The organism is Klebsiella sp. Sb-30 (assembly GCF_057652795.1).
This window is the reverse complement of sequence record NZ_CM172749.1, coordinates 1,023,947-1,048,888: the sequence shown is the minus strand read 5'-3', so window position 1 is coordinate 1,048,888 and position 24,942 is coordinate 1,023,947. Positions and strand designations below refer to the sequence as shown.

Sequence of the window (24,942 nt, the reverse complement as noted above, 5' to 3'; positions counted from 1 at the left end):
GTTCGCGGATAAAAGACGCGCAAAACCCGCTCTCCGTCGGAGAGCGGGTCAGCATGGGAGGAAAAGCGGTTAGCCACCGTGCAGGCGGCGGGCATCAATCACATCCGGAACCTGATTCAGTTTCCCGAGCACGCGGCCGAGGACCTGCAGGTTGTAGATTTCAATATTCATATCGATGGTAGCCAGCTGCTGTTTGGTGTCACTGCGACTGGCCACGCCAAGCACATTCACTTTTTCGTTGGCAAGGATGGTGGTGATATCGCGCAGCAGGCCGCTACGATCGTTTGCCACCACGCGGACGACCAGCGAGTAGCCTGCGGAGTAGCTTTCTCCCCAGACCGCGTCAACGATACGCTCCGGGGCGTGCGATTGCAGCTCAGCCAGCTGATCGCAGTCCGCCCGGTGAACGGAAATCCCCCGCCCCTGGGTGATGAAACCGACAATCTCGTCGCCTGGAATCGGCTGACAGCAGCGGGCGATGTGGTGCATCAGGTTGCCCACGCCCTCCACCACGACGCGACCATTGTCTTTGCTGCGATTCTGCGGCGCCCAGGTTTTCTGCTGCAGTTGTTTCAGCGCCGCCGCATCCTGCTCTTCGGCGCTCGGCTTATTAAACTGCGCCTGCAGGAAGTTGACCATCTGGTTAAGGCGGATATCTCCGCCGCCAATGGCCGCCAGCAGCTCATCCAGCTCATTGAAGTTGTAGCGCGGCAGCAGATGCTTCTCTGCCTCCTTGAGGCTAATCCCCAGGTGCTCAAGCTCATCATCAAGAATCTGCCGCCCGGCGAGAATATTCTTGTCGCGATCCTGCTTGCGGAACCAGGCGTGGATTTTGGAACGTCCGCGGCTGGTCGTGACATAGCCGAGGTTTGGGTTCAGCCAGTCGCGGCTTGGGTTTGGCTGTTTCTGGGTAATGATTTCAATCTGATCGCCCATTTGCAGCTGATAGGTAAAGGGGACAATGCGCCCGCTGATTTTGGCGCCGATGCAGCGGTGGCCGACGTCGCTATGGATATGGTAGGCAAAGTCGAGCGGCGTGGAGCCGGCAGGTAAATCGACCACGTCGCCTTTTGGCGTAAAGACGTACACCCGATCGTCAAAGACCTGGCTGCGCACCTCATCGAGCATTTCGCCGGAGTCGGCCATCTCTTCCTGCCAGGCGATCAGCTTACGCAGCCAGGCAATACGATCTTCATAGCCACGTCCGCCGCCTGCCGCCGCGCCGGCACCTTCTTTGTACTTCCAGTGCGCGGCGACGCCCAGCTCCGCATCTTCATGCATCTGCCGGGTACGAATCTGGATCTCCACCGTTTTACCGCCCGGCCCCAGCACCACGGTATGAATCGACTGATAGCCATTTGGTTTGGGATTGGCAACGTAATCATCGAACTCATCCGGCAGATGGCGATAGTGAGTGTGTACTATCCCCAGTGCGGCATAGCAGTCCTGCAGGCGCTCCGCGACAATACGTACCGCGCGCACATCAAACAGCTCATCAAAGGTGAGGTGTTTTTTCTGCATTTTGCGCCAGATACTATAGATATGCTTCGGCCGGCCGTAGACTTCAGCCTTCACGCCTTCGGTTTTCATTTCTGAACGCAGATGACCGACGAACTCTTCAATGTAGTGTTCACGATCGATGCGACGCTCGTGCAGCAGTTTAGCAATCCGCTTATATTCGTCGGGATGCAGGTAGCGGAAGCAATAATCTTCCAGCTCCCATTTCAGTTGACCAATGCCTAAACGGTTGGCCAGCGGGGCGTAGATATTGGTGCACTCTTTTGCCGCCAGCACGCGTTCGTCTTCGGGCTCATCTTTGACTTCCCGCAGGTGGGCGATACGTTCGGCCAGCTTGATGACCACGCAGCGGAAGTCGTCGACCATCGCGAGCAGCATGCGGCGAATATTATCGACCTGCTCGGATGAGACCGAATCGGTATGGGTGGCTTTAAGCTGGCGAATCGCCGCCATATCGCGCACGCCGTGAATCAATGTCACGACGGACTTACCGACGCTCTCCTGCATCACCTCTTCGGTGACGACATTGCCATCCGCCAGCGGAAACAGCATCGCGGCCCGCAGCGTATCGATATCCATGCTCAGTGTAGAAAGGATTTCCACCATCTCGACACCGCGCCATAACAGCAGATCCGCTCGAGGATGTCCCTGCGTTTTCTCGCGACAATAGTCCCAGGTTTCGGCTAAGCGTTCACACGACTGCTGGCTGGAAATTCCCAGACTCGCGATCCATTTCTTCGGGTCAAATTCACCAGCTTTATTTAAATGTGCACTTCTTACCGCAACCATTGTCCTCTCCTTAAGGGACCTGGCCTGCCGAAGTCGGCAAGCCTCAACGTTGACACTTCATCCTTCAGTACGCCGGGGGGTTGGCTGCCTCGGCCTGATCCGAACGATTCTATGTATCTCTGTGCTCAAACAACACCATTGATTCCAGATGTCCGGTATGCGGGAACATGTCCAGCATTGCCAGGCGTTGAATCTGATACCCCGCCTGCAGCAGCAGGTCGCTATCGCGCGCCAGGGTCGCCGGATTACAGGAGACATAGACGACGCGACGCGGGGCAAGTTTTATAATGTGTGACATCACGCCCGGCGCTCCGGCTCGCGCCGGGTCGAGTAATATTTTATCAAAACCATGCTGCGCCCAGGCCTGGCGGGTCACATCTTCTTCCAGATTTTCATGAAAGAATGTCACGTTGTGCAGCTGATTGAGCGCGGCGTTTTCCCGCCCTTTCGCAACCAGCGCCGGGACGCCTTCAACGCCCACGACATTGGCCGCACGCGTAGCCAGCGGCAGGGTAAAATTCCCCATCCCGCAGAACAGATCGAGCACCCGATCCTGAGGCTGAATATCCAGCCACGCCAGCGCCGTTTGCACCATCAGCTGATTGACGCCATCGTTCACCTGGATGAAGTCGCGCGGACTAAACATTAAGCGTAGCCCGTCTGAGGTATACCATGGGGCTTCCCCACTAATATGTTCCAGTATCTCGCTTTGCGGCGCCAGGTACAGAGCGAGACCGTGAGATTGCGAAAATCGTTCCAGTTTTTCTTTATCGCCGGCCGGTAATGCTGCCGTGTGGCGCAGGACCATCAGCGGGCCATTGTCCGCCAGCACCAGCTCGACATGCCCGAGCTGACGCGTTGATTTCAGGCCGGACAAACACTCGCGCACCGCTGGCAGCAATGCCTCAAGATCGGGCACCAAAATGGGGCACTGCACCACATTGATAATGTCGCTGGAGCCAGCCTGGCGAAAGCCCATCTGTAATTGTTGGGTCTTTGGCTGATAATTCAAGCTCAGACGTGCGCGCCGGCGATATCCCCACGGCGAAGCGGCTATAATGTCGTCGACATCCCGCTTCATCAGCCGGGCAAGCGCTGCGCGTTTACTTTGCTGCTGGAGCTCAACGCTGGCATGCTGTTGCTGGCAGCCGCCGCAGGTACCGAAATGCGGGCAGCGCGGCGTCTGGCGCTGCGGGCTGTCATTAAGACGGCGTTTTACCTGCGCCCGGGAGTACTGTTTTTTGTCTTCAACCACGACAACTTCAGCCTGTTCCTGGGGCAATAAGCCATTAACAAATAGCGCTTTACCATGGTGACGAGCAACGCCCTGACCAAAGGGGTCGAGGTCATTGACTGTTACGGTTATGATCTGGCGCGTCGTCACACGCCGTTTTGCAGAGTAGAATTGCGCCATCGTAGAGATTTGTCTCAATCAAATAAACTGACTCTATACACGAGTCCATTCAAGGTGCGTCAGGGCAGCCGGTAAGCGTTCCCGGCGGCGAAGATCGGCCCGTCGCCGAAACCGCCAACGCAAAGGCACTTGATGGATGAAGAGTATATTCTCCCATAACGGAACCGCATGACCAACTACAGCCTACGTGCTCGCATGATGATTCTTATCCTGGCGCCAACCGTACTGATCGGTTTGTTGCTCAGTATTTTCTTCGTCGCGCATCGCTATCACGACCTGCAGCGTCAGCTGGAGGACGCCGGGGCCAGTATTATTGAACCCCTGGCAGTCTCCAGTGAATATGGCATGAATCTGCAAAACCGCGAGTCTATCGGCCAGCTGATTAGCGTGCTGCATCGCCGTCATTCCGATATCGTACGCGCTATTTCCATTTACGATTCGCAAAACAAGCTGTTCGTCACCTCCAATTTTCAGCTCAATCCCAGCGAGCTACGTCTGGAAAATGGGGAAAAATTTCCTCGCCAGCTGAGCGCGGTGCGCAAGGGCGACGTCATGATTTTGCGTACGCCTATCGTCTCGGAAAGCTATTCACCCGATGAATCGCCGATGACCGATGCCAAAATGCCCGGCAACATGCTGGGCTATGTCGCCCTCGAACTGGATCTCAAATCGGTGCGACTGCAGCAGTACAAAGAGATTTTCATCTCCAGCGTTATGATGCTGTTCTGTATCGGCATCGCGCTGATCTTCGGCTGGCGCCTGATGCGCGACGTCACCGGGCCGATCCGCAATATGGTGAATACCGTCGATCGTATTCGTCGCGGCCAGCTCGACAGTCGCGTCGAAGGGTTTATGCTCGGCGAACTGGATATGCTGAAAAACGGCATCAACTCCATGGCCATGTCGCTGGCGGCCTACCACGAAGAGATGCAGCACAATATCGATCAGGCGACCTCCGATCTGCGCGAAACCCTCGAGCAGATGGAGATTCAGAACGTTGAGCTGGATCTGGCGAAGAAGCGCGCCCAGGAAGCGGCCCGCATCAAATCAGAATTCCTCGCCAATATGTCTCACGAGCTACGAACGCCGCTCAATGGCGTCATTGGCTTTACCCGTCTGACCCTGAAGACCGATTTAAATACCACTCAGCGCGACCACCTCACCACTATCGAGCGCTCGGCGAACAACCTGCTCGCTATCATTAACGACGTGCTGGACTTCTCGAAGCTGGAAGCGGGTAAACTGATTCTCGAGAGCATCCCGTTCCTGCTGCGTAATGCGCTGGATGAGGTCGTGACTCTGCTGGCGCACTCCGCCCACGATAAGGGGCTGGAGCTGACGCTGAACATCAAAAATGATGTTCCGGACAATATTATCGGCGATCCTCTGCGCCTGCAGCAGATCATCACCAATCTGGTGGGCAATGCCATCAAGTTTACCGAACATGGCAATATTGATGTGCTGGTCGAGCAGCGCGCGCTGAGCAACACCAGCGTACAAATCGAAATTCAAATCCACGATACCGGGATCGGGATCCCGGAGCGCGATCAGTCCCGTCTGTTCCAGGCGTTCCGCCAGGCCGATGCCAGTATTTCCCGCCGCCACGGTGGCACCGGGCTCGGGCTGGTGATAACCCAGCGGCTGGTCAAAGAGATGGGCGGCGATATCTCATTCCACAGTCAGCCGAATCGCGGCTCCACGTTCTGGTTCCATATCAACCTCGACCTCAATCCCAACGCGGTTCAGGAGAGCCCGTTAACCCACTGTCTGGCGGGTAAAACGCTGGCCTACATCGAGGCCAATGCGGCGGCGGCGCAGTGCACCATGGAGCTGCTGACGACCCTGCCGCTGGAGGTGGTGTACAGCCCGACATTCTCCGCGCTGCCGGAAGCCCACTACGATATCCTGCTGGCCGGTCTTCCGGTATCGATGCGTGACCTGAGCCAGCAAAAGGATAACCTGGCGAAAGCCTGCGCCATGGCCGACCACTTACTGCTGGCGCTCCCCTGCCATGCGCAGATTAATGCCGAAACCCTGAAGCAAGACGGCGTTGCCGCCTGCCTGCTCAAACCGCTGACCGCCACGCGGTTAATCCCGGCGCTCACCGCCTCCTGCCGGGCCAGGACCCCGATCGTCCTGCCCCATTCTGACAGTAGCAAGCTGCCGATGACGGTGATGGCGGTGGACGATAATCCGGCGAACCTGAAGCTTATCGGCGTGCTGCTGGACGATCTGGTCCAGCACGTCACGCTGTGTGATAGCGGCCAGCGCGCCGTAGAGCAGGCCAAGGAGATGCAGCTGGATCTGATTCTGATGGATATCCAGATGCCGGATATGGACGGCATTCGCGCCTGCGAGCTGATTCGCCACCTTCCTCATCAGCAACAAACGCCGGTGATCGCCGTCACCGCCCACGCGTTTGACGGGCAAAAAGAGAAGCTGATGAAGGCCGGGATGAACGACTATCTGGCAAAGCCCATCGAAGAGGATAAGCTGCACAACCTGCTGCTGCGCTATCAGCCGGGAAGGCATACCGCGCCGCTGCAGGCAGCGGAGCCTGTCGAACCGCCCATCGACTACAACGTGACGCTCAACTGGCAGCTGGCGCTACGCCAGGCCGCCATGAAACCGGACCTGGCGCGGGAGATGCTGCAAATGCTGATCGCCTTTATGCCAGAAGTGCGTAATAAAGTGGAAGAGCAGCTGGTTGGCGAAGAGCCGGAGGGGCTGCTGGATTTGATTCATAAGCTTCACGGAAGCTGCAGCTATAGCGGGGTGCCGCGGCTGAAAAAGCTGTGTCAGACCCTTGAAAGCCAGCTGCGCGCCGGAACCGCCGCCGAAGATCTGGAGCCGGAGCTGCTGGAATTGCTGGATGAAATGGATAATGTCACGCGGGAAGCGTGCAAAATGCTGGGCATATAAATCCCCTTCTCCGGATAGCGCGGTGCCTGTCCGGGCGGCCATGTAAACGGCATCGCCCCGGCAGGCATCACGCGACCGGGAAAACCGTCTTACCGCTTGCGTCCCATGTTCAGCACCGCGGCAACATTCCTCGCCGTCATGCGCACGTTATCTGCCGCGTTCTCCAGCGCCTCCTCCAGCGTACAGACCGAATAAATCACGCTGAATACCGCATCCAGCCCGTGCCGGTGAACAATCCCCACGTCCGCGGTCAGGCTGCCGGCAATAGCAATAACCGGTACGTTATAGCGCTGCGCAACCTTTGCTACCCCCACCGGCACCTTGCCATGGATCGTCTGGCTGTCAATGCGCCCTTCACCGGTAATCACCAGGTCTGCGTCCGCCACCAGCTCCGCCAGGTGCAGCGCATCGGTCACAATCTCAATCCCCGGACGCAGCCGCGCGCCACAGAAAGCATACAGGGCGGCGCCCATACCGCCTGCCGCGCCACCGCCCTCAAGATGAAGTACGTCGACGGCTAAATCGCGTTGAATGATGCGCGCATAGTGCGCCAGCGCGCGGTCGAGACGGACAATCATCTCTGCCGTCGCCCCTTTTTGCGGCCCAAATACCGCCGTAGCGCCTTCCGGACCCGTTAGCGGATTGGTCACATCGCAGGCCACATCGATGCGGCAATCGGCCAGACGGCTATCCAGTTCGCTCAGATCAATTCGCGCCAGCTGTTCCAGCGCTCCGCCGCCGGAGGCAATCTGCTGATTATCCGCCGTCAGTAACTTTCCGCCCAGCGCCTGCACCATTCCGGCGCCGCCGTCATTCGTCGCGCTACCGCCGATACCGATAATAATCTGCTGTACGCCGGCATCCAGCGCGTGGCGAATCAGCTCCCCGGTTCCCCAGGTGGTCGTTAACAATGGGTTACGGCACGCCGGCGGGACGCTTTCCAGTCCGCTGGCCGCCGCCATTTCAATAAAAGCACAGCGCTCATCGCCGGAAAGGCCGTAAAAAGCGTCTACCGGTTTATTCAACGGACCGGTAACCGTAACCTGCACCAGACGCCCCTGAGTGGCGGCAACCATCGCTTCGACGGTCCCTTCGCCGCCATCGGCAACAGGCAACTTGACATACTCCGCATCAGGATAAATCTCCTGAAAGCCCGCTTCTATCGCCGTCGCAACATCCAGGGCACTCAGGCTCTCCTTGTATGAATCCGGTGCAATCACTATTTTCATCCGCTGTCCTTAATATGAACAAACACCCGGTAGCAAAACCATTCCGGTTCCCGCAGGAACCGGATTTTCCTTAGCGCACCATACACGGACGCTTATTATCAAACGTCCAGTTCGGGATCAGATACTGCATTGCCATCGCATCGTCACGCGCGCCCAGCCCGTGCTTTTTATATAGCTCATTCGCCTGCATCACGCGGTCCATATCCAGCTCAACGCCGAGGCCCGGAGCGGTGGGCACCTGCACCATACCACCTTTGATCTCAAAAGGTTGTCGGGTCAATCGTTGATTCCCTTCCTGCCAGATCCAGTGGGTATCGATGGCGGTAATGTTGCCTGGCGCCGCCGCCGCAACGTGGGTGAACATCGCCAGCGAGATATCGAAATGGTTGTTGGAGTGCGAGCCCCAGGTCAAACCAAATTCATGGCACATCTGCGCCACGCGAACCGATCCCTGCATGGTCCAGAAGTGCGGATCCGCCAGCGGAATGTCCACCGATTGCAGAGACAACGTATGTCCCATCTGACGCCAGTCGGTGGCAATCATATTGGTGGCCGTCGGCAGGCCGGTGGCACGGCGGAACTCCGCCATCACTTCGCGGCCCGAGAAGCCCTGTTCAGCGCCGCAGGGATCTTCCGCATAGGCCAGCACGCCTTTCAGCTGTTTGCCAATTTTGATGGCTTCATCCAGGCGCCAGGCGCCGTTGGGATCGAGCGTCACGCGCGCCTGCGGGAAACGTTTAGCCAGCGCCACAATCGACTCCGCCTCTTCTTCACCCGCCAGCACGCCGCCTTTGAGTTTGAAATCGTTGAAGCCATATTTTTCGTAGGCCGCCTCCGCCAGACGCACGACGGCGTCCGGCGTCATAGCCTCTTCATGACGAAGCCGGTACCAGTCGCACTTCTCATCGCTCTGACTTTGATAGGCCAGCGGCGTGGCATGACGGTTACCGACGAAGAACAGGTAGCCCAGCATTTCGACTTCGCTACGCTGTTGGCCATCGCCCAGCAGAGAGGCGACGTTGACGCCCAGATGCTGCCCCAGCAGATCCAGCAGCGCGGCCTCAATCCCGGTGACAACGTGAATGGTGGTACGCAGATCAAAAGTTTGCAACCCGCGGCCGCCGGCGTCGCGGTCGGCAAAGCGGCCGCGTACCGCCCCGAGGACGTTTTTATACTCGCCGAGCGCTTTCCCGACGACCAGCTCAGCGGCCTCTTCCAGCGTCTGGCGGATTTTCTCTCCGCCGGGGATTTCCCCTACGCCGGTATGGCCTGAGTTATCTTTGATAATCACAATATTGCGGGTGAAATACGGGGCATGGGCTCCGCTAAGATTCATCAGCATACTGTCGTGGCCGGCAACCGGAATAACCTGCATCGCGGTGACGACGGGGGTAGAAAACTGCGTGGTCATGATGAAATCCTTTTGTTATTGATTGGCGACAGCGGTGCGGCCGAACACGGGACGCTTGCGGTCAAATTTCCAGCCGGGGATCAGATACTGCATCGGCACCGCGTCATTACGCGCGCCTCCCGGCAGCGCCTGATAGGCTTGATGGGCTTTTTGCACCTGCGCCCAGTCCAGCTCGATACCAAGGCCTGGCGCATCCGGTACGGCAATCTTGCCGTTCTCAATCTGCAGCGGATTTTTGGTCAGGCGACAGTCGCCTTCCTGCCAGATCCAGTGAGTATCAATTGCCGTCGGGTTGCCCGGCGCGGCGGCGCCTACGTGAGTAAACATCGCCAGTGAAATGTCAAAGTGGTTGTTCGAGTGACAACCCCATATCAGCCCCCAGTCATCACACAGCTGGGCGACTCGCACCGCGCCGGAGAGCGTCCAGAAGTGCGGATCGGCTAAGGGAATGTCTACCGCGTTGAGCATCACCGCGTGCCCCATTTCCCGCCAGTTGGTGGCAATCATATTGGTGGCGACCGGTAGCCCGGTGGCACGACGAAATTCCGCCATCACCTCCCGCCCGGAGAAGCCCTGCTCGGCGCCGCACGGATCTTCCGCATAGGTCAACACATCCTGCAGGCCCTTGCACAGTTCAATCGCCTCATCCAGCAGCCAGGCGCCGTTCGGGTCGACCGTAATACGCGCATCCGGGAAGCGTTTTTTCAGCGCGCGTGCGCTCTCTATTTCCTGCTCGCCGGGCAAAACACCGCCCTTAAGTTTGAAATCTTTAAAGCCGTAGCGATCTTGCGCGGCCTCGGCAAGTCGCACCAGCGCAGCGCTGTTCATCGCTTCCTGATGGCGCAGGTGGTACCACTCATGATGTCCAGGGGTAGCGTCCAGATAAGGGAGATCCGTTTTATTTCGATCGCCGATATAAAAGAGATAGCCCAGCACGGTGACCGCATCACGCTGTTTACCTGGTCCCAGCAGTTCGCAAACCGGGACATTAAGCGCTTTACCTAGCAGATCCAGCAGCGCGGCCTCCAGCGCCGCGACCGCGTTGACCCGCAGCTCAAAGGTCCAGGCCCCCTTGCCAAAGGTGTCAAAATCCGCCGCCTGGTTGCCTTTATGTACCTGCTGAACCACGTTATTCAGACGGGCGACCTCTTTTCCCAGCACCAGCGGAATAGCGTCCACCAGCGTCTGATAAATAACGTCACCGCCGGGCGCCTCGCCGACGCCAGTATTCCCCGCATTGTCGGTCAGTACCACGATATTACGGGTAAACCAGGCACTATGCGCCCCGCCGATGTTCAGCAGCATGCTGTCGTGACCGGCCACCGGAATGACTTTCATATCGACAATCGTCGGACTGGATTGAGTGTTCATCATTAGCGCTCCGCGACCGGTTTAAGCTCAATGCGTTTGATATCGCCCACCAGCACCAGATAGCTCAGTACCGCCACCAGCGCATGCACCCCGACGTAAATCAGCGCGCCGTTGAATGAGCCCGTCGTTCCGACGATGTAACCAATCGCAATTGGCGTCACGATGCCGGAGATATTGCCGAACATATTGAACAAGCCGCCCGACAGACCGCTGATCTCTTTCGGCGCGGTATCGGCCATCACCGCCCAGCCGAGGGCGCCAATCCCTTTGCCGAAGAAGGCCAGCGCCATAAAGCCGATAATCATCCACTCCACGTTAACGTAGTTACAGAACACCATAACCATCGACATCAGCATGCCTGCCACAATCGGGGTTTTACGGGCAATATTGAGCGAGCCGGTGCGACGCATTAACCAGTCGGAGATAATTCCGCCCAGCACACCGCCAGCAAAACCGCAGATTGCCGGCACCGAGGCGACAAATCCGGCCTTCAGAATCGACATGCCGCGCGCCTGCACCAGGTAGACCGGGAACCAGGTGATAAAGAAGTAGGTCAACGCGTTGATGCAGTACTGACCGATATAGATCCCGACCATCATCCGGGAGCCAATCAGCTGTTTGATCTGCCCCCATTTTTCGCTAAGCGGGACTTTTCGGCTATTTTTCTTCTGATCCATGTTGATCAGCGCGCCGCCTTCGGCAATGTACTCCAGCTCTTTTTTGTTTACGCCGGGATGCTGGTTCGGTTCATGGATGACTTTCAGCCATACAAAACTGATGACAATCCCCAGCCCTCCCATAAAGAAGAAGACATGCGACCAGCCCACTTCATGGGTTAACCAGCCCATGATGGGCGCGAAGATCACGGTGGCAAAGTATTGCGCGGAGTTGAATATCGCCACCGCGGTTCCTCTTTCCTGCGCCGGGAACCAGGCCGCGACGATTCGGCTGTTGCCTGGGAACGAGGGCGCTTCCGCCAGCCCGACCAGAAATCGCAGGGTAAACAGCGCGATAATAATACCGAAGCCGCTAAAGATATCGACGAAGCCCTGCAACAGGGTAAACATCGACCAGATGAAGATAGACCAAAAATAGACCCGTTTTGAACCGAAGCGGTCCAGCAACCATCCGCCGGGGATCTGACCGATAACGTAGGCCCATGAGAACGCGGAAAAAACGTAGCCCATACCCACCGCGTCCAGGCCAATATCCTTGGCCATTTCCGAACCGGCTATCGACAGCGTTGCGCGGTCACCGTAGTTGAAAGAGGTGACGATAAACAACATCACCACTATCCAGTAGCGGGCATTGGTGCGTTTTTCCGCGCCGCTAGCCGCCTGACTTAATGTACTCATTGTTGCACTCCTGAATCATAGCCGTTAGCTACGTTCATTCTGAATGGCACAACCTGTAGGGTAGTCAGAATGACGCGTTTGAGTTTTTCATTGTTTTCGTTATATCTGGCGTGCTGCCTTTTTAACTGGCAGGGAAAGTATAAAAAGAGGACCTGACCGGCTCACCGTGCATACACACAGCTTTAGCGGAGATTTAGAAATAGATTTATGGCTTATGCCTGACTGGATGGGGGATAGTTCACGGAAATGAAAAGCGGGCGCAAGGAACAGCGGAAATCGCAGGACAAACGACAGGAGTGTGAAATGCTTCACTTGACCCGGTGGAAACTCCCGGAAAAAACCGCCCGCGTGAACCGCTTGTCGTGCAAATGCCCGATGCCCGGGACAGGTAAAAGAGTTAACATTTTATTGACCGTTTATCTGGCACTGGCATCAGGAAGTGACGCCCTCTATGTAGGGAGAGGGCGCAACTTTTATCCGTTGATGGATGGGTTTATTCGAGCAGACTCGCCCACTGTTCAACCCATGGGTTAGACACGCTCTCGGGTTCAGGGTCTTCGCTGGCATCGATCATAAGCATGTCGCCGATACGTCTGGCGCCCTGCTCCTGCAGCAATGCATCGAACGTCTTACCGCCGCCGCAAAAATTAGCGTAGGTGCTATCGCCAAGCGCGATAATCCCGTAACGCAGGTGCGGTTGATACATGTCTTTCATCCCTTCATACAGCGGAACGATGCTGTCCGGCAGATCGCCCTGACCGGTGGTGGACGTGACTACCAGCACATATTTGCCGCTATACGGTTCCCAGTCCTGAATTTCCGGGTCTTCGAACACCTTTGCTTTATGCCCCAGACCGCTCAGAATGGCTTCAGCCTCTTCGGCCACCAGCAGCGCGTTTCCATACATCGTGCCTACAAAAATACCGATATCTGCCATGATTATCTCCCTGAATTGACCTCAATCTCTTCATCCTGACCGCTGTCGTCAGCAAACTCAACCCTTTCATTTAGCGGCAGAAGACCGCGCCAGCCAAACTGCGACAGCGCCCGCATCCAGACGTCGTCAAGGCCCGCACGGATCGTCAACGGCTCGCCGGTAAAGGGATGCGTTAACGATAGCTGGCTGGCGTGAAGCATCAAGCGGTCAACGGAAAAATGCTCTGCGGCGCTGCGGTTTTGTCGGAGATCGCCATGTTTACTGTCGCCGATAATCGGGTGACGTAAATGAGAAAGGTGGCGACGCAGCTGGTGTTTACGCCCGGTTTTGGGCTCCAGCTCAACCAGGCTATAGCGCGTTGTCGGATAACGTCCGGTCGCCACCGGCATTTCGACGGTCGCCATTCCGCGATAGTGCGTGACCGCCGGCTGGGGCTCTTTATCGTCACGAGCAAATTTATCGGCGATCTTATCCAGCTCTTCTACCAACGGGTAATCCAGTACCGCTTCGTCGGTCAACCAGCCGCGCACCACCGCGTGGTAGCGCTTTTGCATCTGATGCTGCTCAAACTGCTGAGACAGGCGCCTTCCCGCTTCACTCGACAGCCCCATCAGCAGGACACCCGATGTCGGGCGGTCAAGGCGATGGGCGGTAAACACGTGCTGACCAATCTGGTCGCGCACGGTTTGCATCACCACCACTTTTTCATCGCGGTCCAGCCAGCTGCGATGAACCAGCCAGCCGGAGGGTTTGTTCACCGCCACCAGCCATTCATCCTGATAGATAATCTCCAGCATCAGGCGTCATCACCGGCAAACAGCGTATCCAGCAGCAGCAGCTCCGCCAGCACCCGCTCGCGCAGCGGATGGGCGGCATCGAGAGCCATCTCATAATAGGGGGCGACGGCGAAATTCTGCGGCAAGGGCTGCTCGCTATCGAGTAAGTGGTGCATACGAGGAATCAGGACCCACTGCAGCCACTCCAGCGGTTCAAGCGTGTCCATACAGAAAGGCTGATCGCTGGCAAAAGCGCGGCTTTCCGGCGCATTGTCTTGCCAGTGGTCCGTTTCGCGCAGCAGCGCTTCAAGGGCGTGCAAACGCTCGCGCACGCTAAGGTGAAGAGTCATGGGAAACCTCGATGAGTTGTAAACCGGACGCAGGATAGCAAATACAGCAGCGAAAACTACTCAAAATCATGGCGCCGTCGCCCGTCCAGTCAGGACAATGCGTGCGCGGCCATGCGTCAGAGCGGCATGGGCCAGACAGGTTGCGCCAGCCTGACCTGAAGCATCGCCCAGACAATTCGCCTTTCGCCAACGGCCACCGCCAAAGGTGATGCGCTAAAAACAGGCATAAAAAAAGGGAGCACTGTATAAACAGTGCTCCCGGTTCGTTTCGCAGCAATCCAGCTACATTGGTGCTCCCTGCTCGTCCATGAAAACTTTTCCTGAGGTCTCCTGACCATGTTCATCCATAAACTTGTGCATCCTGCTTCCACACCACCCCGATGCGAAATCACTTATCCTTAAGTCTGTCCCGATCTTCCTGATCCACCGTTCATCATGAGCGGCTCACGTTCTCCATCCTGGAGGTGTCCTTTACGCGTTCCTGCGTTATCCTGTGCTTCATCCTGAAGCCTGTCCTTGCAACGCCTTCCCGGCGGGTCCTGCATGAAGAGTCATCATCCTGATGTTCACTTCATTTTGCGACTCCCTGTCGACACACATAGGATCACTGATTCCGCTTCGTCTTACAAGCCTTCTTAAGAGAATCTCTTAAGGTTAATCCCTGGCTAAAAAGGCGAAACAAAGAATAACTCACTGAATTATATTGATTTAACAGAAATAAAGCCGCGAAAAATTGGCTTAAATGATGACGATCTCTTACAGGTCTTGTAAGAGATCTCTCACAAACGGGTGGGGAAAATGGATTACAGCACCGGCTCAAGCTGGTCAAGGAAGCTCGCCAGAGAAGGCGAAAGAATTATCCGTTTGCGCGTGCCGAGCGTCTCTTTGAGCACTTCGCCGCTCAGGTTGCACACCGAAATGACCTCCAGCTCGCTCTCGAGCGTGGCGATAAAAAGCGTTGGCGACAGCTTCAGCCGTTTTTGTACCACCAGGTGGCCGATTAAATTCTCCTGCACGCGCCGGAAGTCATCCGGACTCCAGGTTTGCAGCAGCAGCATCGTCTCACCGGCAAAGCGCGCGGCCATATCGCCGGCGAACTGAGTGGTATAATAACTATGAATCGGCTGTTGTATCACAATATCCAGCGCCCGTTCAACCGCGCTGATATTTTGTTCTGCGGTAAAGGGCTGCGGCTGCCAGTAAACGGCGTCGTCATCCGTCGCGCTGATGCAGGGTGACGGTACGCCATAAAGCTCTTCGCTACGCGGCAGGCTGGCGCGCTGCTGCCAGGCAGCGCAATAACGTTGGGTGAAGGCTTGCAGCGCTTCTGCGGTTTGATAGTCCACCGGTTTCTCTCTTCACGTCAGACAGGATACACTTGGCGTATAGTGTACCCGCTTTACTATGGTGAAACATGTCTTCTTACGATAATCATCAGGCGCTTGCCGGCCTGACGCTCGGTAAATCAACCGATTACCGCGATACTTACGATGCCTCGCTGCTTCAGGGCGTGCCGCGCAGCCTGAACCGCGATCCGCTGGGCCTGCACGCGGACAATCTGCCTTTTCACGGCGGTGATATCTGGACGCTGTACGAACTCTCCTGGCTTAACGCTAAAGGGCTACCGCAGGTCGCCGTGGGCCATGTTGAACTCAATGACACCACCGTGAACCTGGTAGAGTCGAAGAGCTTTAAGCTCTATCTCAATAGCTTTAATCAGACCCGCTTCGCCGACTGGCAGGAGGTCGAGGCGACGCTGACGCGCGATCTCAGCGCCTGCGCGGAGGGGGAAGTGCAAGTGTCATTGTATCGTCTCGATGAACTCGAAGGCCAGCCGGTCGCACATCTGCACGGCGCCTGCATCGACGATCAGGATATTGAAATCGATAACTACCAGTTCAGCGCCGACTATCTGCAGGATGCCGCAAGCGGCAAAGTCGTCGAGGAGACGCTGGTCAGCCATCTGCTGAAGTCCAACTGCCTGATCACCCATCAGCCGGACTGGGGTTCGGTGCAAATTCAGTATCGCGGCGCCAAAATCGATCGCGAAAAGCTGCTGCGCTACCTGGTGTCCTTCCGTCACCACAACGAATTTCACGAGCAGTGCGTAGAGCGCATCTTCAACGATATTCTGCGTTTCTGTCAGCCGGAAGCCCTTTCCGTTTATGCGCGCTACACGCGACGCGGCGGTCTGGACATCAACCCGTGGCGCAGCAACACCGATTTTGTTCCGGCCATCGGTCGCCTCGCTCGTCAATAGTCAACATTTTCACAATTTGCGTGCGTTAACCCGCGCGCAAGGTTGTGAAAACGCCACCAGCAAGGCTATTGTAATCACAGGAAGACGATAATCGTCCTGTAAGGAGTTCACTTGATTACACATGTTAGCCCGCTTGGTTCAATGGATATGCTGTCACAGCTGGAAGTGGATATGCTTAAACGCACCGCCAGCAGTGACCTCTATCAACTCTTTCGTAACTGCTCGCTTGCTGTACTCAACTCGGGGAGCCTGACCGATAACAGCAAGGAGCTGCTGTCTCGTTTTGAAAACTTCGATATCAACGTGCTGCGCCGTGAACGCGGCGTGAAGCTGGAACTGATCAATCCCCCGGAAGAGGCCTTCGTTGACGGGCGTATTATCCGTTCCCTGCAGGCCAACCTGTTTGCCGTACTGCGCGATATCCTGTTCGTTTACGGACAGATTCACAACACCGTACGCTTCCCGAATCTCGATCTTGAAAGCTCGGTGCATATCACCAACCTGGTGTTCTCTATTCTGCGTAACGCCCGTGCGCTGCACGTCGGCGAAGCACCGAATATGATTGTCTGCTGGGGCGGCCACTCGATTAATGAAAACGAATATCTGTACGCCCGTCGCGTCGGGACCCAGCTGGGTCTGCGCGAACTGAATATCTGCACCGGCTGCGGTCCGGGCGCGATGGAAGCACCGATGAAAGGCGCCGCGGTCGGTCACGCCCAGCAGCGTTACAAAGACAGCCGCTTTATCGGCATGACCGAGCCATCAATTATTGCCGCCGAACCGCCTAACCCGCTGGTTAACGAGCTGCTGATCATGCCGGATATCGAAAAACGTCTTGAGGCGTTTGTCCGTATCGCCCACGGCATTATTATCTTCCCGGGCGGCGTCGGCACCGCGGAAGAGCTGCTTTATCTGCTGGGGATTTTAATGCACCCGGCCAACACATCGCAGGTCCTGCCGCTGATCCTCACCGGTCCGAAAGAGAGCGCCGACTATTTCCGCGTGCTGGATGAGTTCATCGTACACACGCTGGGCGAATCGGCACGTCGCCACTATCGCATCATTATCGACGACGCCAGCGAAGTGGCGCGCCAGATGAAGAAAGCGATGCCGCTGGTGAAAGAGAGTCGCCGCGAAACCGACGATGCCTACAGTTTTAACTGGTCGATTCGTATCACCCCGGATCTGCAAATGCCCTTCGACCCGACGCACGAAAACATGGCCAACCTCAAGCTTTATCCGGATCAGCCGGTTGAGATGCTGGCGGCAGACCTGCGGCGCGCGTTCTCCGGTATCGTGGCCGGCAACGTCAAAGAGGTGGGTATCCAGGCGATTGAAAAATTCGGCCCTTACAAGCTACACGGCGATCCGCAGATGATGCGTCGGATGGATGACCTGCTGCAGGGCTTCGTCGCCCAGCACCGCATGAAGCTTCCGGGCGGCACTGCGTATATTCCTTGCTACGAAATCTGTTCCTGATAGCTAATCTGTCATCTCGGGTTACGGCGCATGCTGCCGTAATCCGGTTCTCCCTCCTCCCGTATTAAACTCCCTTTACTCCCTTTACTCCCTTTACTCCCTTTACTCCCTTGCCCCCTTTACCTCCTCTGACCACGTTTAACCTCCTTTAACGGCTCAGGCCCGCTTTCCCAATGATTCATTTATTTTAAGAATGCTTTGTAACTTTTTTCACAAAGCCAATCGTTTGCGTTTCCATAAGAAGCAATAAATATCACTGATAAAAAGGCATTTAAGCGCGAAAACATCGTCAGTATCTCATTTTTACAGTAAAAACATCGTTATTAAGCCTCCCTTCTTTTATCTCATATCCTGTAAATGGTAGCCTTCGCGCCACAAATACCTGGCTGATCACCAGAAACAGACTGTTGAACTAAAAATACCCACATCGAAAGTGGATTATTGCAATTGGGATCGCGATCACTGATGCATTTACCAGATAAATGTATCTTTCCGCCCCACTTGTTACGGAGAAAATCATTAAAAAACCGTAATCAAACGCATTTCATATTACTTAATTGATTTTAATCATTATATTTGGTCGCTTCCTCCAGGAGATACAGATGGAAACCACTCAAACCAGCACTATCGTAACGGGTGAAACCCGTAGCGGATGGCGCAAAACAGATACCATGTGGATGCTGGGACTGTACGGTACGGCAATCGGCGCGGGCGTATTGTTCCTGCCGATTAATGCCGGCGTCGGCGGTATGATCCCCCTGATCATCATGGCAATTCTTGCTTTCCCGATGACCTTTTTCGCCCACCGCGGAATGACCCGTTTTGTCCTCTCCGGTAAAAATCCGGGTGAAGACATCACGGAAGTGGTAGAAGAGCACTTCGGTGTCGGCGCAGGTAAGCTGATTACCCTGCTCTACTTCTTCGCCATCTACCCGATTCTGCTGGTTTATAGCGTGGCTATCACCAATACCGTCGAAAGCTTTATGACCCACCAGCTGCAGATGACCGCGCCGCCGCGGGCGATCCTGTCGCTGATTCTGATTGTGGGCATGATGACCATCGTGCGTTTCGGCGAGCAGATGATTGTTAAAGCGATGAGTATTCTGGTGTTCCCGTTCGTTATCGCTCTGATGATCCTCGCACTGTACCTGATTCCTCAGTGGAACGGCGCGGCGCTGGAAACCCTCTCCCTGAACAGCTCGACCTTTACCGGTAATGGTCTGTGGATGACTCTCTGGCTGGCGATTCCGGTGATGGTGTTCTCCTTTAACCACTCGCCGATCATCTCCTCCTTCGCCGTGGCGAAGCGTGAAGAGTACGGTCAGGGCGCAGAGAAGAAGTGCTCCAGCATCCTGGCTCGCGCTCATATCATGATGGTATTGACCGTGATGTTCTTCGTCTTCAGCTGCGTACTGAGCCTGTCTCCGGCCGATCTGGCAGAAGCAAAAGCGCAGAACATCTCGATTCTGTCTTACCTGGCGAACCACTTTAACGCACCGGTTATTGCCTGGATGGCGCCGATCATCGCGATGATTGCCATCACCAAATCCTTCCTCGGCCACTACCTGGGCGCACGTGAAGGCTTTAACGGCATGGTGATTAAATCCCTGCGCGGTAAAGGCAAATCCATCGAAATCAATAAACTGAACAAAATCACGGCGCTGTTCATGCTGGTGACCACCTGGATTGTGGCCACGCTGAACCCAAGCATTCTCGGCATGATCGAAACCCTCGGCGGCCCGATTATCGCGATGATTCTGTTCCTGATGCCGATGTATGCCATCCAGAAAGTCCCGGCCATGCGCAAATACAGCGGCCACATCAGCAACGTCTTCGTTGTGATTATGGGCCTGATTGCTATCTCCGCGATTTTCTACTCTCTGTTCAGCTAATCTCTCCCCCGCGCCGCCAGCAGGCGGCGCGCTCCCCGACAGTACTGGATGCAACATGATCAGCGTATTCGATATTTTTAAAATCGGCATTGGCCCTTCCAGCTCCCATACCGTTGGACCAATGAAAGCGGGCAAGCAATTCACGGACGATCTTATCGCGCGCGGGCTGCTTGCCAACGTCACCAAAGTCGTTGTCGACGTTTACGGCTCCCTTTCCCTCACCGGTAAAGGCCACCATACCGACATCGCCATTATTATGGGTCTTGCGGGCAACCTGCCTGACAGCGTTGATATCGACGCCATCCCGGCGTTCATTCAGGACGTCAACACCCACGGCCGCCTGATGCTGGCAAACGGCCAGCAGGAAGTTGAATTCCCGGTCGACCAGTGCATGAATTTCCATGCCGACAACCTGTCGCTGCATGAGAACGGTATGCGCATTACCGCCCTGGGTGGCGACAAGGTGCTCTACACCCAGACTTACTACTCCATCGGCGGCGGGTTTATTGTCGATGAAGAACATTTCGGCCTGAGCAATGAAGCGCCGCCCGTGGTGCCTTATCCGTACAAAAATGCGGCCGACCTGCAAAGACACTGCCGCGAAAGCGGGCTCTCGCTTTCCGGCCTGATGATGCAAAACGAGCTGGCGCTGCACACCAAAGAAGAGCTTGAGCAGCACTTTGCCGCCGTCTGGGAAGTGATGAGCGGCGGTATCGAGCGCGGCATTACCACCGAAGGGGTTCTGCCGGGCAAGCTGCGGGTTCCGCGTCGTGCCGCCGCCCTGCGCCGGATGCTGGTTAGCCAGGACAATACCAACAGCGACCCGATGGCGGTGGTTGACTGGATCAACATGTTTGCCCTGGCGGTCAACGAAGAGAATGCCGCCGGTGGACGCGTAGTGACCGCGCCGACCAACGGCGCCTGCGGCATCGTGCCGGCGGTACTGGCCTATTACGACAAGTTTATCCGCAAGGTGAATGCCAATTCGCTGGCGCGTTATCTGCTGGTAACCAGCGCTATCGGCTCGCTGTATAAGATGAACGCCTCAATTTCCGGTGCCGAAGTCGGTTGCCAGGGCGAGGTCGGCGTGGCCTGCTCAATGGCGGCAGCCGGTCTGACGGAGCTGCTGGGCGGTAGCCCGGGCCAGGTGTGCATCGCGGCGGAGATCGGCATGGAACATAACCTGGGTCTGACCTGCGATCCGGTTGCCGGCCAGGTACAGGTTCCCTGCATCGAACGTAACGCTATCGCTGCCGTCAAAGCGGTCAACGCCGCGCGCATGGCGCTACGCCGCACCAGCGAACCGCGCGTTTGTCTCGATAAAGTGATCGAAACCATGTATGAAACGGGCAAAGATATGAACGCCAAGTACCGCGAAACCTCTCGCGGCGGCCTGGCAATGAAAATCGTCGCCTGCGATTAACGATACATGCCCGGCAGCCGATTCTGCCGGGCAGCTTCCCCGCAACATCGTCTCCCCCACCAGGCATTTCAGTTATATAAATTACAATTTAGTTATTTATTGGTTATAAAGACAATTTGTTACCTTACGGCAAACCGCCAAAGGAGAACATATCATGTCCAAAAGGTTGCATCTGGCCGCGCTGCCGCTGCTGCTCGGGCTGTCTGCGTCCGCGCTGGCTCAGGCGCCGGAAACCGTGAACATTGGCTATCAGAAGGCCAATATCTTCGCCCTGCTTAAGTATCGTGGCACCCTCGATGAGACGTTTAAAAAACAGGGCATCGCCGTACGCTGGGTGGAATTCCCGGCTGGCCCGCAGATGCTGGAAGGGCTGAATGTCGGCAGTATTGACCTCGCGGCCACCGGCGATGCGCCGCCGGCCTTTGCCCAGGCCGCTCAGGCGGATCTGGTCTACCTCGCGCACTCGCCGGCAAACCCCAAAACCGAAGCTATCGTGGTACCGGAAAACTCGCCGATTCACAACGTGGCCGACCTGAAAGGTAAGCGCGTGGGGCTGAATAAAGGTTCTGATGTCAACTACCTGCTGGTGGCCGCGCTGGAAAAAGCCGGGCTGAGCTATAAAGATATCACCCCGGTTTACCTGCCTCCGGCCGATGCCCGCGCCGCCTTCCAGCGTGGGGCGATTGATGCCTGGGTTATCTGGGACCCGTACCTTGCCGAAGTTGAAACCAACGCTAAGGCGCGACAGATCCGCAACGCTGAAGGGCTGGTACCGCACTACACCTTCTATCTCGCCAGCCGCAAATTTGCCGAAAACCACCCGGATACCGCCAAACAGGTGGTGGATGAGTTACGCCAGCTCAGCGACTGGGCGAACGCCCATCAGGACGACGCCGCCGGAATTCTGTCAACCTCCACCGGGCTGGATAAGGCTATCTGGCTGAAAGCGCTCGCCCGCCTGCCCTACGGCGCCGAACGCATGACGCCCGGGGTCTATAACGAGCAGCAGGCGCTGGCGGATACCTTCACGCGTATCGGCCTGCTGCCGGTGAAAGTGGACGTGCGCAGCGCCACCTGGTCGCAGGATAAATAACCCTTGCCGGCGACGGGCCTCCCCGTCGCCTTCCCTCTTGCTAACCCTGCGCCTTTTCGCCGTCGCCAATCTGCCAGATAAAGGTCGGCGCCTCGCCGTTGACCAGCCAGTTGCCGATATTGCGCGCTTTGTAGATAACCGGGTTATGCGAGGCCACGGTACGCGCGTTGCGCCAGTGGCGATCGAGCGCTTTACCCACCCGGGTGTCCGACGCGCCGAGAGCGTTAAACAGCTCGGTCGCCGCACGCGGCACCCATTCGCTGGCAACCACCTGCGCCTGCGCCGCTTCGACCTCCGCCAGCCGATTACGCTGTTCAATCAGCGCCTCGTCGCCGCTGGCATGAACAATATAGGCCTGCTGTAAAGACTCCGCCGCCTGCAGCACCGCCGCGCGGGTCGCCCACGCCCAGCTGCTGATTTGCCCCACCACCTGCAGCACCTGAGGATCGTCGCGCGGCACGGCGGCATTGCCGTGGCTGTACATACGGGAGCGTTTTTTCACCCCTTCGGCGGCATCGCGTTCTACCGCCAGGCCGATTCCCGCCAGCGTCGCCAGTAAGATATGCTGATAGAAGGCGGTCTGGTAGCGAAAGCGCTCGGCAAAATCGTAGACATGTTCCTGCTCAACCTGCGCCTGCTTAAAGCGGGTGGTGCCGCTGCCGGTCAGACGCTGACCAAAGCCATCCCAGTCGTCATCGCGTTCCACCGCGCTCTGCCGGGTGCTGACCAGTGCGATGACATCGCCGTGGTTGTCGCTGCGGCGGGCAAAGACGTCAATCCAGTCGGCGTACAGCGTCCCGGTGCTGTAAAACTTCTCGCCGCTTAAGCGCCATCCGCGGTCATCCGGCGTCACCTGAGTATTCACCTCCCCAAGCTTCACCGCCCCCGTTTCGGTCCAGCCGCTGCCCACCAGCTCCCCGTCGAGAAAACGTTGAAACCAGCGATCGCGCTGCGCGGAGTCCGGTTGATTCAGGCGATCTTCAACAAAGGCAAAATGGGCGCGCAGCGCCTGCGGCAGGTTCGAGTCAGCCTCGGCGAGCTCAATCAACAGGGCAATCAGCTGCGGCAGCGACGCGCCCCAGCCGCCCTTTTCCCGCGGAATACGCACCGTGCCAAAGCCCGCCTCCTTCAGCCAGCGAATCTGCTCGTCGGGTAAAATACGGTGCTGTTCACGGTTCGCCGCCCCCTGCGCAATGCGGGAAAAAATCGGCCGGAAGGCCGCGGCCAGCTGTTCATAATCGGTACCGGTAGAGAGTAATGTCATCATCTGTTCCTTAATGGTGGCTATCGTCAATATCGTGACGCGTCGGCTCGTGGCGAACCGCAAGCAGGAAGAAGATCGGAATAATGGCGGCCAGCGACACCACCCAGAACATCTGCGTGCCGAGGGAGGCCTGCAGCAACGGCAGCACGAACAGCGCCAGCGCGCTGCCGATCCCGGAGAGCGCCCGGCTGAAGCCGACGCCGGTGGCGCGAATCGCGGTGGGATAGGAGAGCGCCGGATAGATCATCAGCTGCGCGCCGGGGCCGAAACCCTCGGCAAACAGCCACAGCCCAAGCATCGCAATTGCCAGCACCACCCCGACGGTGGCCTGCGGCTGGCCGACCAGAGCAAGGACAATCAGGGCGATAAACTGCAGCGCGAAGCCGGCAATCGCCACGTGGCGCGACGGATATTTCCACGCCAGATGCATCCCCAGCAGCCCGCCGGTAAAGGCAAACAGCGCGTTCAGCCCCAATGACGCGGAGATGGTTTCAAACACCCCGGCACCGAGAAACTGGGCGAGGATCGACGGCAGGAAAAAGGCGATGGCGGTGTACTCAAAGGAGATACAGATATTCATCACCCCGGCGACGATGGTGCGCTCGCGGTACGGCTTTTCAAACAGTACACGGAAGCTCACTTTCGGCGGCGGCGCGGGGCGTTCAGCCGGCGCTTCATGGGCGGCAATGCCGTAAGAGTCGCGCAGAATACGCACCGCCGAAGCCAGGTCTCCCTGGTTTGCCGCCCACAGCGGTGACTCATTCATAAATTTACTGCGCACGGCGATAATCAGCAGCGCCGGGACGGCGCCAAACAGCAGCGAGGCGCGCCACAGCCAGTCGAGGTGCTCCTGCGGCAGCAGGAAATAGAGGCCGAAGATAATCAGAAAGCATACCGTTGAAGCGGCGTACCACATCGGGCACCAGGCGGCGAGGCGCGCGGCCTTGTTACCTTTGCCGGTAAAACGGGAGAATTCAGCGAGGTAGGACATGGCGACCGGCAGATCGATGCCCACGCCGATGCCCATCAGGAAACGCGCGCCGATCAGCACCCAGACGTTGGGCGCCAGACCTGCGGCGATGGCCGAGACGACGAAAAACAGCATGTCGGCCATAAACACCGAATAGCGGCCATATTTATCCGTCAACCAACCGCCGATTAAGTTGCCGATAATGGTACCAACCATAATGGATGAGGTGACCAGGCCGGTCAGCAGCGGCGAGAGCTGGAATTCACGTACCACGTCGTCGATGCCGTAGGAGAGCGTGGTTAAATCATAGGCGTCGAGAAAGACGCCGCCGAGAGCGAGGAAGACAATCATCCGCGCATATTTAGCCTGATCCTTGCCCGAATTGATCAGCCGCGCCACATCCCCGACGCTACTCACCGGTGCGGAGGCCACGCCGGGATTATCAACAGACAGCGTACTCATGTTTTCACCTTGTTATGTTGTGCAGGT

The 24,942-nt window shown here is 57.0% G+C and carries 18 protein-coding genes; 6 read left to right on the top strand and 12 right to left on the bottom strand.

All coding sequences use genetic code 11. The annotated features are described in order from the left end of the window. Nucleotides 1-69: 69 nt before the first annotated feature. Both relA and rlmD read right to left on the bottom strand, forming a co-directional pair. A complete protein-coding gene (relA, locus tag AC236I_RS05005) occupies nucleotides 70-2,307 on the bottom strand; it encodes a GTP diphosphokinase (protein WP_004866987.1) in 2,238 nt (745 codons plus the stop codon). A 109-nt stretch (nucleotides 2,308-2,416) separates the two neighbouring features. Further along, a complete protein-coding gene (gene rlmD / locus AC236I_RS05000) occupies nucleotides 2,417-3,721 on the bottom strand; it encodes a 23S rRNA (uracil(1939)-C(5))-methyltransferase RlmD (RefSeq protein ID WP_004866988.1) in 1,305 nt (434 codons plus the stop codon). Between the two features lie 168 nt (nucleotides 3,722-3,889). Here rlmD and barA point away from each other — a divergent pair, with 168 nt between their 5' ends. Further along, nucleotides 3,890-6,643, top strand: a complete 2,754-nt coding sequence (gene barA / locus AC236I_RS04995; RefSeq protein WP_015585860.1) for a two-component sensor histidine kinase BarA — start codon at nucleotides 3,890-3,892, stop codon at nucleotides 6,641-6,643. 89 nt (nucleotides 6,644-6,732) lie between these two features. Here barA and AC236I_RS04990 read toward each other — a convergent pair whose 3' ends face one another. From AC236I_RS04990 to syd, 8 genes are all read right to left on the bottom strand, one after another. Then, nucleotides 6,733-7,872: a glycerate kinase gene (locus AC236I_RS04990; protein WP_004866992.1), complete on the bottom strand. Its 1,140-nt coding sequence runs from the start codon at nucleotides 7,870-7,872 to the stop codon at nucleotides 6,733-6,735. A gap of 70 nt (nucleotides 7,873-7,942) precedes the next feature. Continuing rightward, nucleotides 7,943-9,283: a glucarate dehydratase gene (gudD, locus tag AC236I_RS04985; protein WP_004866993.1), complete on the bottom strand. Its 1,341-nt coding sequence runs from the start codon at nucleotides 9,281-9,283 to the stop codon at nucleotides 7,943-7,945. A gap of 15 nt (nucleotides 9,284-9,298) precedes the next feature. Continuing rightward, nucleotides 9,299-10,654, bottom strand: a complete 1,356-nt coding sequence (locus AC236I_RS04980; protein ID WP_220667914.1) for a glucarate dehydratase family protein — start codon at nucleotides 10,652-10,654, stop codon at nucleotides 9,299-9,301. Between the two features lie 2 nt (nucleotides 10,655-10,656). Then, nucleotides 10,657-12,009 carry a galactarate/glucarate/glycerate transporter GudP gene (gudP, locus tag AC236I_RS04975; RefSeq protein ID WP_004866997.1) on the bottom strand — a complete coding sequence of 451 codons (1,353 nt, stop codon included), beginning with the start codon at nucleotides 12,007-12,009 and terminating at the stop codon, nucleotides 10,657-10,659. A gap of 493 nt (nucleotides 12,010-12,502) precedes the next feature. Next, entirely contained in the window at nucleotides 12,503-12,946 is a 444-nt protein-coding gene (locus AC236I_RS04970; RefSeq protein WP_004867001.1) for a flavodoxin, read from the bottom strand. A 2-nt stretch (nucleotides 12,947-12,948) separates the two neighbouring features. Beyond that, nucleotides 12,949-13,743, bottom strand: coding sequence for a tRNA pseudouridine(65) synthase TruC (gene truC / locus AC236I_RS04965; protein WP_004867002.1), 795 nt, complete (start codon nucleotides 13,741-13,743; stop codon nucleotides 12,949-12,951). After that, nucleotides 13,743-14,072, bottom strand: a complete 330-nt coding sequence (locus AC236I_RS04960) for a YqcC family protein (protein WP_004867003.1) — start codon at nucleotides 14,070-14,072, stop codon at nucleotides 13,743-13,745. The genes truC and AC236I_RS04960 overlap by 1 nt, the downstream gene beginning before the upstream one ends. Nucleotides 14,073-14,875: 803 nt before the next feature. Beyond that, nucleotides 14,876-15,418, bottom strand: coding sequence for a SecY-interacting protein (syd, locus tag AC236I_RS04955; RefSeq protein WP_143722423.1), 543 nt, complete (start codon nucleotides 15,416-15,418; stop codon nucleotides 14,876-14,878). A 68-nt stretch (nucleotides 15,419-15,486) separates the two neighbouring features. Between syd and queF the strand changes: the two genes are divergently transcribed. From queF to AC236I_RS04930, 5 genes are all read left to right on the top strand, one after another. Next, nucleotides 15,487-16,332: an NADPH-dependent 7-cyano-7-deazaguanine reductase QueF gene (gene queF, locus AC236I_RS04950; RefSeq protein ID WP_015585856.1), complete on the top strand. Its 846-nt coding sequence runs from the start codon at nucleotides 15,487-15,489 to the stop codon at nucleotides 16,330-16,332. Nucleotides 16,333-16,443: 111 nt separating this feature from the next. Further along, nucleotides 16,444-17,811, top strand: coding sequence for a nucleotide 5'-monophosphate nucleosidase PpnN (ppnN, locus tag AC236I_RS04945; protein ID WP_004867006.1), 1,368 nt, complete (start codon nucleotides 16,444-16,446; stop codon nucleotides 17,809-17,811). Between the two features lie 602 nt (nucleotides 17,812-18,413). Next, nucleotides 18,414-19,703: an HAAAP family serine/threonine permease gene (locus AC236I_RS04940; protein WP_004867007.1), complete on the top strand. Its 1,290-nt coding sequence runs from the start codon at nucleotides 18,414-18,416 to the stop codon at nucleotides 19,701-19,703. 55 nt (nucleotides 19,704-19,758) lie between these two features. Further along, nucleotides 19,759-21,126: an L-serine ammonia-lyase gene (locus AC236I_RS04935; RefSeq protein ID WP_004867008.1), complete on the top strand. Its 1,368-nt coding sequence runs from the start codon at nucleotides 19,759-19,761 to the stop codon at nucleotides 21,124-21,126. A gap of 154 nt (nucleotides 21,127-21,280) precedes the next feature. Then, complete coding sequence (locus AC236I_RS04930; protein WP_487608705.1) at nucleotides 21,281-22,219, top strand: sulfonate ABC transporter substrate-binding protein; 939 nt, start codon at nucleotides 21,281-21,283, stop codon at nucleotides 22,217-22,219. A 40-nt stretch (nucleotides 22,220-22,259) separates the two neighbouring features. Here AC236I_RS04930 and AC236I_RS04925 read toward each other — a convergent pair whose 3' ends face one another. Continuing rightward, nucleotides 22,260-23,483, bottom strand: coding sequence for an acyl-CoA dehydrogenase family protein (locus tag AC236I_RS04925; RefSeq protein WP_180862645.1), 1,224 nt, complete (start codon nucleotides 23,481-23,483; stop codon nucleotides 22,260-22,262). A 10-nt stretch (nucleotides 23,484-23,493) separates the two neighbouring features. After that, nucleotides 23,494-24,915 (bottom strand): MFS transporter, encoded by a 1,422-nt coding sequence (locus AC236I_RS04920; protein ID WP_064359163.1) that lies wholly within the window; start codon nucleotides 24,913-24,915, stop codon nucleotides 23,494-23,496. Between the last annotated feature and the right edge of the window lie 27 nt (nucleotides 24,916-24,942).